Source organism: Psychrobacter luti, assembly GCF_014192115.1.
GTDB classification, from domain to species: domain Bacteria; phylum Pseudomonadota; class Gammaproteobacteria; order Pseudomonadales; family Moraxellaceae; genus Psychrobacter; species Psychrobacter luti.
The window spans coordinates 389,422-405,773 of record NZ_JACHXL010000002.1; the positions used below are offsets into that span (position 1 = coordinate 389,422).

Consider the following 16,352-nt stretch of genomic DNA (forward strand, 5'->3'; position numbering starts at 1 on the left):
TATAAGCGCGTCTATAGGCATTGTCCGATGCGCCATTTAGCGCCTTATCAAAGCGGACTATGGCTGGCAGAGTATGGAGACATACGCTGCCAGTTATGCCGTATTTATCGTAGTATTCCGCAATCACAACTCGTACCAACTCATCCCTCACCAAGTCCGCCAAATAATTATTCATTCTTTACTAAACTGCGCCAGCAAGTTAATAACCGTTCTAATAGCGGCTTGCTCTGCTCGCATTGTCATCACAGTATTGCGTGGCTACCCAAACCTTTTGAAGTCGATATCGCTATAGGCACTAGTCTGTCTATTCAAGCAGCGACCTATTACGATTATCCAATACGGCAAGCGATTCGTGCTTTCAAGCATCATGAAGATATGACCAAGTTGCCGTTATTGCTACATATATTGCGTCAACTACCTAGGCCACATGGCTGTCATCAGGATAATAGTGTCATAGTTGCGATGCCAACGACGGATCAACGCTTAGTTAAACGAGGTTTTAACCCCGTCAGTATTTTAGCCGCGCAACTGTCTAAGCATTGGCACATTCCACTTTGGCAAGGAGTAGAACGTATCGATGATACTATTAGTCAACAAGGGCTGACACGTGCCGAACGCTTAGGTAATTTAAACAATGCCTTTGCGTTAATCGAAAACCCTCCGGTTAAACGCTTATTATTATTTGATGATGTCGCGACCACAGGGTCTAGCCTGCAAGCATTAGGTCATGCTCTAAGCGGTGAATATACAGACTTGTCAGTTATTAATTCTAAAAACTCTAATCCATATCACCTATCAGCCTATGCGTTAGCGCACGGCAGTCAATCGTAAAATCCATTCCTATCAAAAATTGCTTTCATTGATTTATAATAACTATTATGTTGCTAATATGTTACCTTAACGTTATATTATTGACAAATTTTACCTACATATTTCGATTTTTTATCGTTTAAATAAAACATCATAAGCATGACTAACGTTTTAAATGATTGAATCAATAAATATAGTGAAAAAAAGTATCGTTACTGTATAACGACTGTTTCTATTGGAACAAAAATTGCATGTTTTTTAATGAATATAGTTAAAAAAATAATAAGCTGAGAATAGAATTTAGAAGGGCTAGGTACGGTAATTATTACTATGACAGACCTAGCATTTATCAAAGATAGTGACAGCTATAGATAGGGATTTGATGTGAACGCATCTAGAAATAAGGCAGCACAAAAATTACGAATGACCAGCTCAGGGTTTACGCTGATTGAGCTGATGGTAACGATTGCCGTGCTTGCTATTATTGTCGGTATTGCAGCCCCTAATGTCAGTGCTCAATTAGCACAAAATCAAGTGAAATCCACCTCCACTGTCGTCCAGACTTCGATAGCAAGAGCAAAGTCCGAAAGCGCTATAAGTCGGAATACTATTGTTTGGGAATATGATGACACTAATGATTTAATTACACTAGTCAATAACGGCAATACACTTGCCAGCTATAACTTAAGTAGTAATAGCTCACTAACATTTAACCCTGCTACAGTCACTACTTTATCTATTAGCAAAGAAGGCAATATAACAACACCAACGGGTGGCGCTGTTAATCTAGCGATCGATATAAGAGATACGAGAGCAGGTGCTACGACCCAAAGAGTTCGAGTAAATACAAAGAGAGCGTTTGAATGTTCAGGGACAAATTGCTAATGAATACACAGCAAAAAGGTTTTGGTTTAATAGAAGTGATGGTGTCGCTACTCATCCTAGCTGTTGCTATGCTTGGCTTTACAGCAATGCAAGGTCAAGCCATAAAAGCTACTGATGAATCCCTTGAACGTACGCAATCTCTTGTCATGATGCGTAATATGGGTGAGAAGATTAGACTAAACCCAACCGCAATTACCGCCTATCAGACAGCAATCAATACGCCTACTGCGAGTGCACCCGCTATTAGCTGCGGCCTTTATGGTTCTGATACCACAGCATGTACCCCAGCTCAGCTGGCAGCAGCAGAAGCTTATATTTATACGCAAGATATGGGCAATCATGGATTCACAGTAAATCTACATGCTTGTCCTAGTACTGGTGGTCAGGACGCTACAAATGTTATGTATTCATGGTGTCTCATCAGTGCTTGGGGCGGTACTACCCCAACTATAGGTAGTGATGGTGATGTTGATTGTTTGACGCCTCAAGTTACTAATGCAGATACTACGATTACACTAGGTGGGGCTTATCATCCAAGAGCCACTTGCATGTTTATGGAGATAACTTAATGAATAATTTAAATTACTCCTCTCTTATTAACAAATCTCAAAATGGTTTTACCCTCATTGAGTTGATGATAGCTTTGGTACTAGGGCTCTTGATCTCTGCTGCAGCATTGCAAATTTTTTATACGACTAGTGTAAATAATAATCGTCAGAAAGCAGGCTCTCAGATTCAAAATAATACGGTATTTGGAATAGATGATTTCAGTCAACATCTGCGTAGAGCCAACTATGGCGCAAACTCAAATACAACGAGTGCCTACTATCTCAATCATTTAACACCACAGGGTGGAATTGTTTTAACTAGACCAACTAGTACAACGAAAACGACGGGTACGCCGCCTAATAGTACTACTGTAACAACATGGACTGGGTCTAATCTAAATGGTCTTAAAAACGGTAGTAGTGCTCTACCGACGACTATATTATCTGCTAATGCTCCAACTAACAGCGCTAGTAATTTAACGACGAATACTAAAAGCGATCAACTCACTATTCAATATCAAGCATATCAAGACAATATGTTCACTTGTAATGGCGAAGAAATCGCTAAAGACGATTATGTAGTAGAGCGTTATTTTGTCCGCAATGATACTACGGTAACGCCGAACAGTCTCGGTCTTGCATGTGCTTCGTTGACATATACCTATGATGAAGCGCTTGCAACAACAGCGGGTATCGATGTCTCAGCGGATTTAGCGGATTTTACTGGGAATGGCACTATTGTCATACCAAACGTAGATTATTTCAGAGTACTGCTAGGGACTACAGCTCAAGACGACTTTGCATCTGACCCTACGAGTTTAGCTCTTGTCTATCAGCCTTTGCCTAGTGACCCAACGACGCTAGCAGGTCGGCGTATAGTAAGTGTTCAAGTAGGATTACTGATTCGTTCGGATACGCCAACGGTGTCTAAGCAAGAAAACAGTAGTTTGCGTTTTAATGTACTCGACAGACGTGATCAGCAGTTGAATCCAGTTGCTAATAGCGGTAGCAAGTACCTCAGAAACGTATATGAAACCACTACTCTCATTCGGAATGCACGAGGTAAGCCATGATTCATACTTCTAACAGCACATCTATCAGGGGTTCAGAATCAGGCGCAGTATTGATTGTCGTCTTACTAGTACTCATCTTAATAACCTTGATGGGCGCTATAGCGATACAACGTAGTAGCACAGATCTAAAGCTTGCTACGGCTTCTCAAGTCAATAAATTGACGTTTCAATCTACTGACGCGGCATTCAATAAGCTAGAAAAAGAAGACCGTTCTATAGGTCAAGGTAAAAGTGTAGATAATGTCCGAGGCTATGTCACCAGACCAGGCAAACAGTATGTTGGTAGAGAGGTTGTCTTCTGTGTGCGCCCTAAGACCAATAGGTTCTTCAATGCAACCAAGCTCACTGAAAAAACCATAGATGGCACAGGATATATCTCTGGTAAAAACGATGGCTTTTGCAATGTTGGTGACTCAGCAGACTATGTGGGTGAAAGCCGTACCGTCACCCAAATCACGTTTGCAAAGAGCGATGTCAAAGAAGCCGAGCCATATAGCCAAGAAGGGGATCTGACTTGGACTGATGATCAGATATCAGCCACAGGGCAGTCGCCTTTTGAATGCGCTGATTTTGAAGTATATGCCACTTCATTACTTCCGGCCTTCTCTAATGCATCGAACAACGATGTTAATACGTGTTTGACTCGCGTAAATACTGATATCTTAAAGGCGGAATGTGAAGCTGATGCGTCGAAAACCAAAGCAGAATGCAGTATTGATGCTTGCCTTGAGAATCTCAATGTGCCTTTTAATACCCAAATGCAAGCGTATAAGTCTAAACCCATCGGTGTGCGTTGTTTAAGCTGACCTATATACAAAGGTGAATATTATGAAAAACAATATGAAAGCAGATACGGATAATAAATTCCCTTCATGGCAGTTTAAAGCACTAACGGTTGCTGTGGTAACAGGTATGCTGGGTAGTGCTGCATACGCCAGTCTTGAGCGCCATGGAGACCTGGAAATATATAAAGGTCCACAAGAAGCGCTGCCAGTCATCACTCTGATGCTAGATGTTTCAGGCAGTATGGATGATATCGATTTATATGGTAATACACTATGTACTAGAAATATCCAGACGCAAAGAGCGACCTCTGATTATCCATTTGAACGTAAATATTGTAATTACAGTGGTGCTAGGAAGTATCGCCGTATTGATAACCTCAAGATGGGCGTCTATGATTTGGTTAAAGACCCTGAGCTGCAAGGTATTGTTAAGCTGGGTATTGGTACCTATCCTCGTGAATATAATAATAAAGATAACGGTCATATCGATATACCCGCTAAAAAGCTAGATGCAACCCATAAGGCAGATATCGATACTTTTATAGCAACATTAAAACCACTTGGATGGACGCCTGCTTCGCAAGCCTATGCCGAGGCTGGCGCTTATATGATGGGTACAACCACTAATAAACTGATTAAAAATGAATATACGTTAGAAAAAGAAACTTTTCGTAATAATCTGTCATATGATACTGGTTACGGACGCGAAGATGCTAAGTGTATAGGTTGGGAACCTATTAATATAAATTCAATCAGTTCCAGTAATAACCTTATACAATGTAATAACTGGCAAAACCTAGGGAGGTCTTTACGTAATAGCGATTTAAATAATGATGTTGTATATAAAGAAGGTTGGGAAAGGCATAATTATTATGGAAGTCGTAACCATTATATTTCTTATTATAAAAATAGTGTAGAGGCTAATGATCCTTTAATTACCAGTAACAACATTAGCCCCTATCCAATTAAGGAGCAATATTTTACCAATAATATTTATAGTGGTTTCCCTTATTCGGCAAGAAACACTAAAACAGACGACGAAAAATACTATGCATCGCCACTACCGCCAAGTGACAAGACTTGTGCGGGTAATGGGATTTACTTTCTAACAGATGGTGAACCTAACCAATCGAGTGCAACTATTGCCACAACGGTTATGGACAACGCCTTAACGCCTCCAGGATCCACATCAGGACCATTATCAGTGACTTGTACTAGTGACTATAATGATAACTCTGGTTGGTCGTGCATGTCTGTTTTTGCTGATAAGCTATTGAATACTGCCAATCCAAGTGGCATTGCAATTAAGACAGCGACGGTTGGTTTTGGTGGTGCTTATAGTAGCTTACGAAATGCTACAACAGCAGTAGATTGCAATGCCGCTTCTGATGATAATGTCAAAAAGCTATGTAACCTTGGTATCAAAGGTCAAGGTGGTTTTTATTATGCTGAGAGTGCAGAAGATATTGTCAACAGTGTTAAATCTTTGACGGGTAGGCTAACGACTGATATCCCTCCTATATCTACAGGTAGTATGGCAGTACCACTAGATGACCTTAATGTCTCAACCTCGCGTAAGTTTGCTTATCTGCCTATACTTGATCCAGACCCATTATCGCCAAAAAAACTATGGCGTGGTAATCTGAAAAAATATAATGTTAAAAACGGCACTTTGGTCGATAAGGATAATAAGGCAGTATTCACTGGTAAGGATGGCGTATTTGCCTTGAATACTTCTGACTTGTATAACACGATTATTAATACTAATCGTGCAGATACTAGGCGACCTGATATGGGTAAACCCCAAGTTGGAGGTACCTATCAGCATATCTTCGAAAACAGTAATAGCCGCAAGCTCTACGTTAATCAAGGCGGGACGCTTAAAAACATCTATACAGATGCGATAGCAGCAACTGCAAAGCCAGTAGGCTTCAATGTACTGACGAGCTACACCAATCCTCAGAAGCAGCAACTCTTAAACTTTTTAGGGTTTCCAGTTGCCAATTCACTGAATGTGAATGATTCTACTGTAGTTGGCGTCGCTTTTGATCGCAACAAGAAGCAATTGGGCGGTGTATTGCATTCATTGCCACAACTTCTCTCCAAAAAAGCAGAGCTAAAAGCGGATGGTTCGATTGACAATACCAAACGCGAGGACTATGTACTATACGGCTCACTTGATGGTGCTCTTCATCTTATAAAAGATTCCAATTATGGAAGCAATACTGCAGGCGAAGAAGTCTTTACCTTTATACCCAAGCATGTCTTAGAACAACAAGGCGCAAGTTTCGTTGATCCCGATAGAGTCTCAACAACCCATCCTATATTCGGTGTCGATGGACCTTGGACCGTATTCAATAATTATAAATATACGGACACTGAAATAACTGCGCTACAGTCTCTCGCATTTGGTGGATTACGAATGGGTGGGTCGATGTATTATGGGCTCAACCTAACAGATATTAGTAGCCCGAAGATGATCTATTCAGTAGGCTCGACTTATGCGATAGATGGTAGTACCAATGCTAAAGGCGTCAAAAATGATATTGTCGCCGATGCGACTACGAATACCAACCAACAAAAAGCCTACGCGAGAATGGGGCTTAGCTTTGCAAAGCCAGGAGTCGGCTATGTAATGAAAGGTGGTAAACGTGTTATGGTCAACTTCCTAGCAGGTGGTTATGATCGCTGCTATGAAGATCCGAAATTTCAATTAGGCACAGCTATTACTACCAATACCGTTCCAGGTTGTAATGGTAAGACTAATGCGCAAGGCAATAGTCTGTATATGGTGCAAGTCGGTCAAGAACAAGTCGATAGCACCTCAGCGACCAACCCTGACGCGAGTAATGAGAGCAGCTTTGACGCTATCGGTAAGGGCGATCTACTGTGGTGGACCAGTAGCGATAATAATGGCGCTGGCAATGCCAACTTCACTAAAGTAACCGATATGAATCACAGTATTGTGACCGAAGTACGAGTGCTTGATCGTAACTATGATGGTCTGACGGATCAGGTAGTCTTCGCTGACTTAGGTGGTCGTGTATGGCGCGTAGATATTAACAGCGCTGAAGATGCTAACGATTTCAAGGTCGAGCGAGTCGCTAAGATACTTGACTTATCGGCTAGTGGTACTAACGCTGCCTCTGCTGGCACTGACGCATTGCCGAGAATATATGAGAAGCCATTAGTTACATTTACTAGAGTTGGTGAAAACCCTGGAATCGTAGGGTTAGTAACGGTAGGTACAGGTGATAGAAGCTCTCCTGTGAGAGCACAGCGTGAAGTAGCTGATCGCATCTATACCTTTGTCGATCGCGATATCGCAAGATCAGATTTATTCTGTTATGACGTTCAAGATACGCCAGATAATGAGTGTGCTGGTGTGACCACGACTTTGAAACAAGCAAGCGCCATTACACCTGCGAACTTGGTCCCTCTAACTACCGATACTTCTGGTGAGTTCAGTAATGATGCTACGATCAAAACGCAAATGGATACCTATAGTAAACTGGGCTGGTATATGCCATTGACAGTGTGGTCAGAAACCAATGGCACAGGTACACAAACCGTTACAAGTAACAATAGAGGTCTCAAAATGTTCAATCAGCCTGATGCCATAGCAGGGCTGTTGTTCACGACGGTTTATAATCCTAATGTTGGTGATACATCGGGTACATGTTCTGCTGGGGTGACGGGTCGTACTCAAAGAGAGCAGTTATGCTTACCTTATGGAGTATGTCTAAGTAAAGCAGTCGATGCCAATGGCAATCTTACTGTCGATGCCGATGGTAAGCCCACTGGTGATTGGACCGTAAGAAAAACGCGTTATTTATCCAATGCTGGTATCGGTATCGTAGATAATATTATCTCAGATGGTAACTTTGATGGGGACACCAAAAACAGCGTCGTGGTTCTTGAGAACTTCTGTCCAGGTGGGGATTGTAGTACTGGTAAAGTAGAACTTAAGGTCAATCCGCTCACAGAAGGAGTCAACTGTTCTGGTACCAACTGTAAAGTTGTCACAGACTCTCAGATAGATCCTATGCAGTGGAAGGAGAGATAAGTGAGCCGCCATAGTGAGCATGGTTTTACCCTGATCGAATTAATGGTAGTCGTAATGATACTGGGTATCCTTTCTGCTATCGCCATACCTTCATATAGGCAATACGTGCAAAAAAACGCACGTAGTGAGGCTGAGTCAAGTATGTTAGGTATGAGCGTAGAGCTTGAGCAGTGGCGGGCGAAAACCCTAACCTATGGTGGCTTTACACCACGTCAGGGTTGGTCTACCACTGCTAATACGATCTATGTCCCTAGTGGCAGCACTGTCGCCAATCACAATTATGCGATACAGATTATGAATGTGAACTCAGTCGGCACACCTACCGCGACTTCACTATCCACAGCGCAGCCGGCGAATAGTTGGGTCATGGTTGCCACGCCACGTGCGGGGAGCTTGGTGGCAAACAGTCCTATGCTGGCATTCACTAGCCAAGGTATTAAATGCGCCTCAAAAGTCAGCAATATTATGCTACTTGCGGTAACAGTACAGAACTGCGGAGCAGGGAGCAAGTCATGGTAAAGCGCCCAATACAAGGCTTCAGTCTCATTGAGCTTTTGATAGTCGTCGCTATAATAGGTATTATTGCTGCTATTGCTATCCCAAGCTATCAAGAATACGTGATCAAGACCAAGCGCGTCGATATGATGGCAGAGATGCAGCAGATTGCTTCTAAGATAGAGGCGAATAAGATTACTTATAAGCGCTATGACCGTATTCCGCTTAATGAGATTTTTACCAACACGGTAACGGGTAGCAGTACAACCTTCCCTAGTACAGGTACAGCGCTTTATAATGTCACTATTATGCCCGTCAGCGGTAGTAGGTTGAATGGTAGGAACTGGACACTCACAGCTACTCCTATATCAGGTCGTCAGATGGCGAATGATGGGGCACTAACCCTTAACCCGCAAGGTAATAAATGTCGCGGTAGCGGTCCTGGTAAGGTATGTGGGTTTGGCGATGAGTGGAATTAGCAAAATGTTTAGATAATACCGACAAAAATTGTCAGTTATAATTACTAATGAACAATAAATGTCACTCGCTGAATAAATTTCGGTAAGTTAGTGGTAACAATATCTGTCATATTAAAAAATTTATTGCTGAGAAGAAGTAATAATTCAATGGTTTTTAATAGTTTCATACAATGAATAACTTCTTAAAGAAATTTTTTCTATAAGCTAAAGTGAGCTCAATAACGTTGGCACGTTATATGCAACAATTATATTAAGAGAAAAAAGCTTATATCCCTAAAGATGAAACGCGCTAAAAGCAGATTATCTTTATATACCCTAAAAGGAGTTCATATGAACACTGCTCAAAAAGGTTTTACTTTAATCGAACTAATGATTGTTGTTGCTATTATCGGTATCCTAGCTGCGATCGCTATTCCTGCGTATCAGAATTATACCAAGCGTGCTGCTAATAATGCTTGTTTAGCAGAAGCAAAATCAGTTGTAGGTCAATTTGTAGTTAATCTGCAAGATCCAGCAACAACCGGTACTGCGATTACTTTGGCTAGTGACTATGCCAATCGTTCAGCTTGCGTTGGTGCTGCACCTGGTACAGCCGCAGCTGGAGCTCGCACCTCAACTTTCGCCACTACTGCTTTAACAATTACTACTGGAGATGTTACTTTTTCACCTAAAGCACCAGGTGATAAGTTCATTCAGTGTAATATCGCTAAAGGTGGTAGCTGTGTAGTAACTGACAAAACTATTAGTTAACAACTTGTTATAGAACTATATAAATATTAAAAAGCCAAACCTAATGTTTGGCTTTTTTGTGTGAGTGTATTTATTGTTTCAATTGATAGAATGATAGTTTACAGGAAAATTTTTAATCACATTCAAATAACTATTAAGAGGTTTTATCATGCATATATTTCAAAGTTGATTAAAGTAATTAGCTCGTTTTCCTATGATCAAAAACATCATATGATGGTTTGTGTTTACAATATTAGTAGTGGCATAGTGCATGCAGTATTCGCTTATTACTTACTATTAAGTGACTATCATGTCCAAAACCTTTAAGCGTCGTTTTAATTATCAAGCCGGCTTTACATTAATAGAGCTGATGATAGTGGTTGCTATTATTGGGTTGTTGGCAGCTATTGCTATACCAAGCTACACTGTATTCACCGCTAGAGCTAAAGATAATGCTTGTTTGGGTGAAGCCAAAGCTTATAGCAATCAGGTCTTCTTAGCGCTTAATGACCAAGAGGCGGATTCTGTACCTGATGCACCAGCATTAGATAGTTGTTTGACAATGACAGATGCGACAGGTTGGACATTGGCCACACAACAAATTATCATCGCTACTTCTAAATCATCACCTGCTAGTCGCATTTTATGTGATATTCCTAACGGTAATCCTTGTAAGCTTTTACCTTAGATTGTTAATTTTTTCACTTTTTTGAACCATCAGTATATGGATAAGAGCAGATAGACTTTTGAGTAGACTTCAACTGAGTGTTTTTACATTCTGCATAAACTCTTTCAAATACTTCATCACAGCGATCAGTCATCGATAGAACGATACTTGTGCTAGATATGACATTGCTGTAGTAGTGCTTTAGTTGATTATAGTACTGCCATTGACGGTTATCCCATTTACCATCAGCATTACAATGCGTGGCTAAATAATAAATACCCAAGTTCTTTTGTGGTAAATAATGCGCAAAATTATTTAAGGGTTGCTGAAAGCTTGTAGGTATTTTATCTGGAGACAAACCTACCAGATAAGAGCTGGCAAGGTAATCACTATAAGCGCTTAGTAACGGCTGCTTCTGACCGATAGCTAAAATACTTTGAGCAGTGGCTACGCGCTCTTCCTCGTTTTTGTCAGAAGTATAAGTGTATTGCTCCATTTGCCAATAGTAATAATATAACTGGATAGCGAGCAAGCCATAGGCTATGGAAATAGCTATGAGACTAGTTTTTAAGATAGAAGATTTAGAGAGATACGTGCGTGAAGGACTGACAGTGAGCGTACTCATTAAAACCGCTAACAAAACTACAAACACAAGGAAGAAGTGTAGATACCATAAAGGGAACTCAACTAAGCTGTGAACACCAGTGACGATTAGCATCGACAAAACAAATACTGTCTCAACTTGCCATTTAGTATTAAAGAGCGGCTTGAGCACATATCCAAACCCACTTAATATGATAAACATCCCTACGATGCCAGTCTCGGCTAATAGATTAAGGATTAAATTATGCGAATGTGAAAACAAGCTGTTACCATAAGGATTAGCAGCGAATTGAGGTTCTGATGACATAACAAAACCTTCATAACCATAACTTCCCCATCCGCTGCCAAACCAAGGGTTTTCTAAAAATATCAACCATGCTTTATGCCATTCAGTGATTCTAGAGTTATATTCTGGGTTATTAGTAAAGCGTTCAATACTGCTGATATTGACGGCCAAATTATCTTGTAGAATGCTTATGATTGGTAGTGTAATGGCTTGAAAGCCAAATACCAAGACGATAGTAAACGCAAGTATCTTGACTATCGATTTTGGAAGTTGTTTTTGGCAAATTCTAGTGATAACCAACAGTGTCAATATTGCTAACATATAGATGATAAGCGTTTTAGAGTTCACAGCGCCTAGAATAGCAGCCTGAATAACAACTACTGACCAGCCAATGATAGGGATCAACTTTTTTTGATGGACAAGGTAAGCGCTGGCCAATATTCCCCAAGACAGATAATGAGCTAAAAGATTGCGCTGACCTATATTGCCTGAATAAGCTTCACCAGGGGCGATATGGTTTATCCAACCCATAGTCCCCTCTTGATGCAATGTTTGTAAGATGATAACTCCATCTTGCAGTATAGCGCCGATCATTAAACCATAACAGATCACCACCAGTACTTTCTTATAGCCTTGTTCATGACATAAGCTGTTAATAATTACAGCAACCAATCCACTGAGCAGTAACGATCCGATATACAACCACTGTATTGAGGGATAAGGAGGAGTGTTTATAAAAATATCGATGCTAAGATAGCTAGCAATAGCAATAAGATAGATGGTCAACTTATTGCAAACTACAAAGCGCTTCAGGCTAAAACAAGCAAATAACAAGAACATAGCCACACTGATAAAACCAGTTAGCTCTAAATAAAAAGCGGCTTGTGGTATAGCTCGAGTAAATAAGAAAAACGGCAATATCAATGTTAATACTAAGAAGATATTAGCAATATCTAAAAAGGTAATGCGTTTTAGTTTTTCAAAAGTAAAAGTACGCTCTTTAGATAAGACAAGCATTGATTTGAATCTCTATGTTTAGTAATAAATACTCTATGTGTATTATAGTGTTGTTTATGCTAATAAGAATTTTTCTCAGGCTGCTCATCTTTTTAAGTATTTCAAGCATACAGTCAGCACTATAGTAATAGAAAAAAGGCTGATACATTTGCATCAGCCTTTTTTATTCCAAATAATCTTTGTAGGTATCGAGCTACTTCTCCAAATACTGAATCTTACCTTCCACACCATCCCACTTTTCAGCTTCTGGCAATTGACCTTTCATCTCGGTAATATTCGGCCATTTTTGTGCCAGCTCTTCGTTTAGCTGAGTGAATATCTCTTGCCCTTTTGGTACTTCATCTTCTGAGAAGATGGCATTGGCAGGACATTCAGGCTCGCATAGCGCACAGTCGATACACTCATCAGGGTCGATGACGAGGAAGTTCGGTCCTTCATAAAAGCAGTCTACAGGACAGACTTCCACACAGTCGGTGTATTTGCAAAGAATGCAGTTCTCTGTAACGACAAAAGTCATAGTACTGTCTACCTGTTATTGGTCTAGCTTAAATGGCTAACTAGAATAGTTGAAAAATAAGGCATATTTTAGCGCTTTTACGACTAATTGACAATTCCCTTTAATGACTAATGATTTCCTTTAGATGGTAAAGTAAGTCATGCGCTTGCTTTGGCGTTAGGTTGTCAGGATTAATCGCGCTTAGCTCATCTTGTAAGCTAAATAACTGATTTTGTTTTGGATTATCATTTGCATGTTGGGTTTGATTAATGTTGCTGGCGCTTATGCTTTCTACTTTACTCTCATGATTCTGCTGCTGTTTATCGTTTAACGACTTAGTTAATTCATTTTTATCATCAATGACTTTTTCGTTTTCCGCTTTTAGGTTGTCTGTTAAATAACGCTTAGCGTCATTTAATACCTGCATAGGAATCCCCGCCATTTTTGCGACATGCAGTCCAAAGCTAGAGCTTGCCGCACCTTCTTTGATTTGATGTAGTAGTAGCAATTGACCGTCGACTTCGCTAGCAGCGACATGCACATTACGTATAGATTTGTCATTGCTTCCATAACTTTGCGCCAATTTTGTCAGCTCAAAATAATGGGTGGCAAATAATGTCAGGCAGCCAATCTCGAGCAGTCGATTAACGCAAGCATGGGCGATTGCCAAGCCATCAGTAGTAGCAGTACCGCGCCCGACTTCATCCATAAGCACCAGCGATTTATTGGTCGCTTGATTGAGAATATTAGCCGTCTCAATCATTTCTACCATAAAAGTGGATTTACCGCCAGCCAAGTCATCCGCTGAGCCGATACGAGTAAAGATACGGTCGATATCACCGATATGAGCACTTGATGCAGGAACAAAGCTGCCACAATGCGCAAGTAAAACAATGAGTGCTGTTTGGCGCATATAGGTAGATTTGCCACCCATATTAGGACCAGTAATCATTAACAGTCTTTCAGGGTTTGCATCGCTGCCTAATGCACAATCATTGGCAACGAAATGGCTAGTATGTTTCGCAGTGCTGCTATTAAAAGTGTTGTCGATATTGGCTGGATTTAACGCCGCTTCGACAACCACATGGCGACCTTGTTTAATATCAATACTGGTTTGGCTATTATTATTCAAGCCATTCTTTGAGCTACTGCTTTCTAAGCTACTATTGTCTTTTGAGTCATTACTCATCACTGGACGCTGCCAATTATAAGTAGTTGCAAGCTGCGCCCAATTGCTAAGTACATCTATCTGCGCGATAGCAGCGCTAAGCTGTTGCAGCTCAGCTAAATGGCTACCTAATCGTATCAATAGTTCATTATACAGCTGCTTTTCACGAGTCAATGCTAAGCTTTGCGCGCTTAGATACTCAGTTTCGACTTCTTTTAATTCATCAGTGATAAAGCGTTCGCTACTCTTTAGCGTTTGCCGACGGATAAAGTGAGCTGGCGCGTTTTTCGCCTGCATTTTAGGCAATTCGAAATAAAAGCCACTGACTTTATTAAAGCCGATTTTTAGGCTGGGCAATTGACTCTCTTGACGCGCACGCTCTACCATCTCATCTAAGGTTGCTTGGATATTGTCATGCAGATGGGAAAGACGATCAAACTCAGCATCGTAACCTGCTGCAAGCATACCGCCGTCACGAATATGCGCCGGTGGCTCTACGATAATAGCGCGCTCAATTAGCTCGGCGACGGACTGTACGGCAGGTAGCTGCGCAGGCAATTGCTGCGTCAGCATTGGCAGCAATCCTGCCTGCTCATGGCTAATACCTGCATTTATCAGTAGAGTATTAAGCTGGGTGCTACTAGCAATACCATCAGCCAATTTACGCAAGTCACGCGGCTTGGCACTCATCAGCCCGATACGGCTACTAATACGTTCAATATCACCGATAGCATTTAAGGTTTCACGTAAACTGCTGACCAATAAATTATTTTCTAAATTTTCATTAACCTGCTTATTTTCGTCAGATTGATTATCTGTCTGTAGAAGACTGGTGATTGCATCTAAACGCAAATTAATACGCGCATGCTGACGCAAGGGACGTTTCATTTGCTGAATGAGTAAGCGGCGTCCCATTGGCGTTTGACAATGATTAAGCACCGATATCAGTGACGTTCCATTACTGCTGACGGGCGTAAATAGCTCAAGGTTTTGCTGACTATTGGCATCAATGATTAAATAATCATCATTATATTCAACGATAAGCTGGTTAACTTGTGGTACATGGCGCTGCTGGGTTTGCCGTGCATAATGAATAAGGGCGGCGCAGCTAGATTGGGCAAGTGGTGCGTGACTAATACCAAGTCCATCAAGGCGTTGGACGTCAAACTGCTGGCAAAGCGTCTCGCTGGCATGCTCACGATGAAAGTCATTGGCGGCGACTTCGATGATAGGGCAGTCAAGGTTTTGCCGTAGCCACAGCAGCCAGTCTGTATCGGTACTGCCAATGTTATTACCCAGCGCTTCGCTAATAATACATTCACTCGGCGCAAAGCGTGCCAGCACCGTCAGCATTTGAGTTTGCAAACCTTCAATATCATCATGGCTGTTATTCGAGCTGGCGCTAAGCGTTTGCGTCGTTAGCGTTCCAGCGGCTAAATCCATTTGGCTAATGGCAGCTTGTAGTGGTTGTTTACTGTTCGATTTAGGAATTTCGATATCAATGGCGACCACAGTCGGCGTATGATTGGGCGCAATTAAGGCATCATCGGTAATTGTTCCGGCAGTCAGGGTTTTAACCACTTCACGGCGCATGATAGTGCCAGCAGCAGATTTACTTTTATCCTTTTTCTGCTTATCGCCCATTTTCGGTGTATTGGACGGGCTGCTAGTGCCAGTAGCTGACTCGTCAATTTGCTCACAAACAACCACTGTCTGCCCAGCCGCAATCAGCCGTGCCATATAGCTATCAGCAGCATGAAACGGTACACCTGCCATGGCTATTGTGTTGCCGGCCTTATCTGTACCACGGCGAGTGAGCGTGATATCGAGTATCTGCGCCGCGCGCTTGGCATCATCAAAAAATAACTCATAAAAATCACCCATCCGGTACAGCAGTAGCGCTTGTGGATAATTGGCTTTCATGGTTAGATATTGCACCATCATCGGCGTATGGTCTGCCAAGTGATAAACGGCATCGCCTATGACTAACGGTTCAGCTAAATGAGGATTTTGAGCGGACGGCTTAACGGTCATGCAGGGTCTCTTATGATGCTTAAATGGGTTTACGTGGGGTGAAATGCTGGTTTTTATAAGAATAAATAACGGCTGAAGGTTAGTAAATTATCCCGTTAAAGGGAGTAGGGAAAAGCTTGAAAGATTAACACTATAAGCGCTATTTTAACACGTCCTACTAGGTTTTTACGTCGGCAAATATCTACTCATTGCCCTTGTATCCATCGGCGTC

General features: G+C 41.4%; 13 protein-coding genes. 10 read left to right on the forward strand and 3 right to left on the reverse strand.

All coding sequences use genetic code 11. The features are described from left to right. Positions 1-27: 27 nt before the first annotated feature. The 10 genes from FHS24_RS06060 to FHS24_RS12560 all read left to right on the forward strand — a co-directional run bounded on the left by FHS24_RS06060 (position 28) and on the right by FHS24_RS12560 (position 10,558). On the forward strand, positions 28-831 hold the full coding sequence (locus FHS24_RS06060) for a ComF family protein (protein WP_183619730.1): 804 nt from the start codon (positions 28-30) through the stop codon (positions 829-831). A gap of 363 nt (positions 832-1,194) precedes the next feature. Then, positions 1,195-1,695, forward strand: a complete 501-nt coding sequence (locus FHS24_RS12425) for a pilus assembly FimT family protein (protein WP_227671675.1) — start codon at positions 1,195-1,197, stop codon at positions 1,693-1,695. After that, positions 1,695-2,264, forward strand: a complete 570-nt coding sequence (pilV, locus tag FHS24_RS06070) for a type IV pilus modification protein PilV (protein WP_183619732.1) — start codon at positions 1,695-1,697, stop codon at positions 2,262-2,264. The genes FHS24_RS12425 and pilV overlap by 1 nt, the downstream gene beginning before the upstream one ends. Beyond that, positions 2,264-3,316, forward strand: coding sequence for a PilW family protein (locus tag FHS24_RS06075; RefSeq protein ID WP_183619734.1), 1,053 nt, complete (start codon positions 2,264-2,266; stop codon positions 3,314-3,316). Before pilV ends, FHS24_RS06075 begins: the two co-directional genes overlap by 1 nt. Further along, the gene (locus FHS24_RS06080; RefSeq protein WP_183619736.1) at positions 3,313-4,122 is read left to right on the forward strand and encodes a PilX N-terminal domain-containing pilus assembly protein; all 810 of its coding nucleotides are present in this window, start codon (positions 3,313-3,315) and stop codon (positions 4,120-4,122) included. Before FHS24_RS06075 ends, FHS24_RS06080 begins: the two co-directional genes overlap by 4 nt. A gap of 22 nt (positions 4,123-4,144) precedes the next feature. Further along, positions 4,145-8,167 (forward strand): pilus assembly protein, encoded by a 4,023-nt coding sequence (locus FHS24_RS06085; protein WP_183619738.1) that lies wholly within the window; start codon positions 4,145-4,147, stop codon positions 8,165-8,167. Further along, positions 8,168-8,686, forward strand: coding sequence for a type IV pilin protein (locus FHS24_RS06090; RefSeq protein WP_320158063.1), 519 nt, complete (start codon positions 8,168-8,170; stop codon positions 8,684-8,686). After that, the gene (locus FHS24_RS06095) at positions 8,680-9,141 is read left to right on the forward strand and encodes a type IV pilin protein (RefSeq protein ID WP_183619740.1); all 462 of its coding nucleotides are present in this window, start codon (positions 8,680-8,682) and stop codon (positions 9,139-9,141) included. Before FHS24_RS06090 ends, FHS24_RS06095 begins: the two co-directional genes overlap by 7 nt. Before the next feature lie 330 nt (positions 9,142-9,471). After that, positions 9,472-9,891 (forward strand): prepilin-type N-terminal cleavage/methylation domain-containing protein, encoded by a 420-nt coding sequence (locus FHS24_RS12555; RefSeq protein WP_183619742.1) that lies wholly within the window; start codon positions 9,472-9,474, stop codon positions 9,889-9,891. 289 nt (positions 9,892-10,180) lie between these two features. Further along, the gene (locus FHS24_RS12560; RefSeq protein ID WP_183619744.1) at positions 10,181-10,558 is read left to right on the forward strand and encodes a pilin; all 378 of its coding nucleotides are present in this window, start codon (positions 10,181-10,183) and stop codon (positions 10,556-10,558) included. 13 nt (positions 10,559-10,571) lie between these two features. On the opposite strand, the gene FHS24_RS06110 is transcribed toward FHS24_RS12560, so the two are convergent. The 3 genes from FHS24_RS06110 to mutS form a co-directional block, all read right to left on the reverse strand. Next, positions 10,572-12,350 carry a PglL family O-oligosaccharyltransferase gene (locus tag FHS24_RS06110; RefSeq protein WP_183619746.1) on the reverse strand — a complete coding sequence of 593 codons (1,779 nt, stop codon included), beginning with the start codon at positions 12,348-12,350 and terminating at the stop codon, positions 10,572-10,574. A 286-nt stretch (positions 12,351-12,636) separates the two neighbouring features. After that, positions 12,637-12,960, reverse strand: coding sequence for a ferredoxin FdxA (gene fdxA / locus FHS24_RS06115; RefSeq protein WP_133103830.1), 324 nt, complete (start codon positions 12,958-12,960; stop codon positions 12,637-12,639). Positions 12,961-13,060: 100 nt separating this feature from the next. Continuing rightward, on the reverse strand, positions 13,061-16,141 hold the full coding sequence (gene mutS, locus FHS24_RS06120) for a DNA mismatch repair protein MutS (protein ID WP_183619747.1): 3,081 nt from the start codon (positions 16,139-16,141) through the stop codon (positions 13,061-13,063). Between the last annotated feature and the right edge of the window lie 211 nt (positions 16,142-16,352).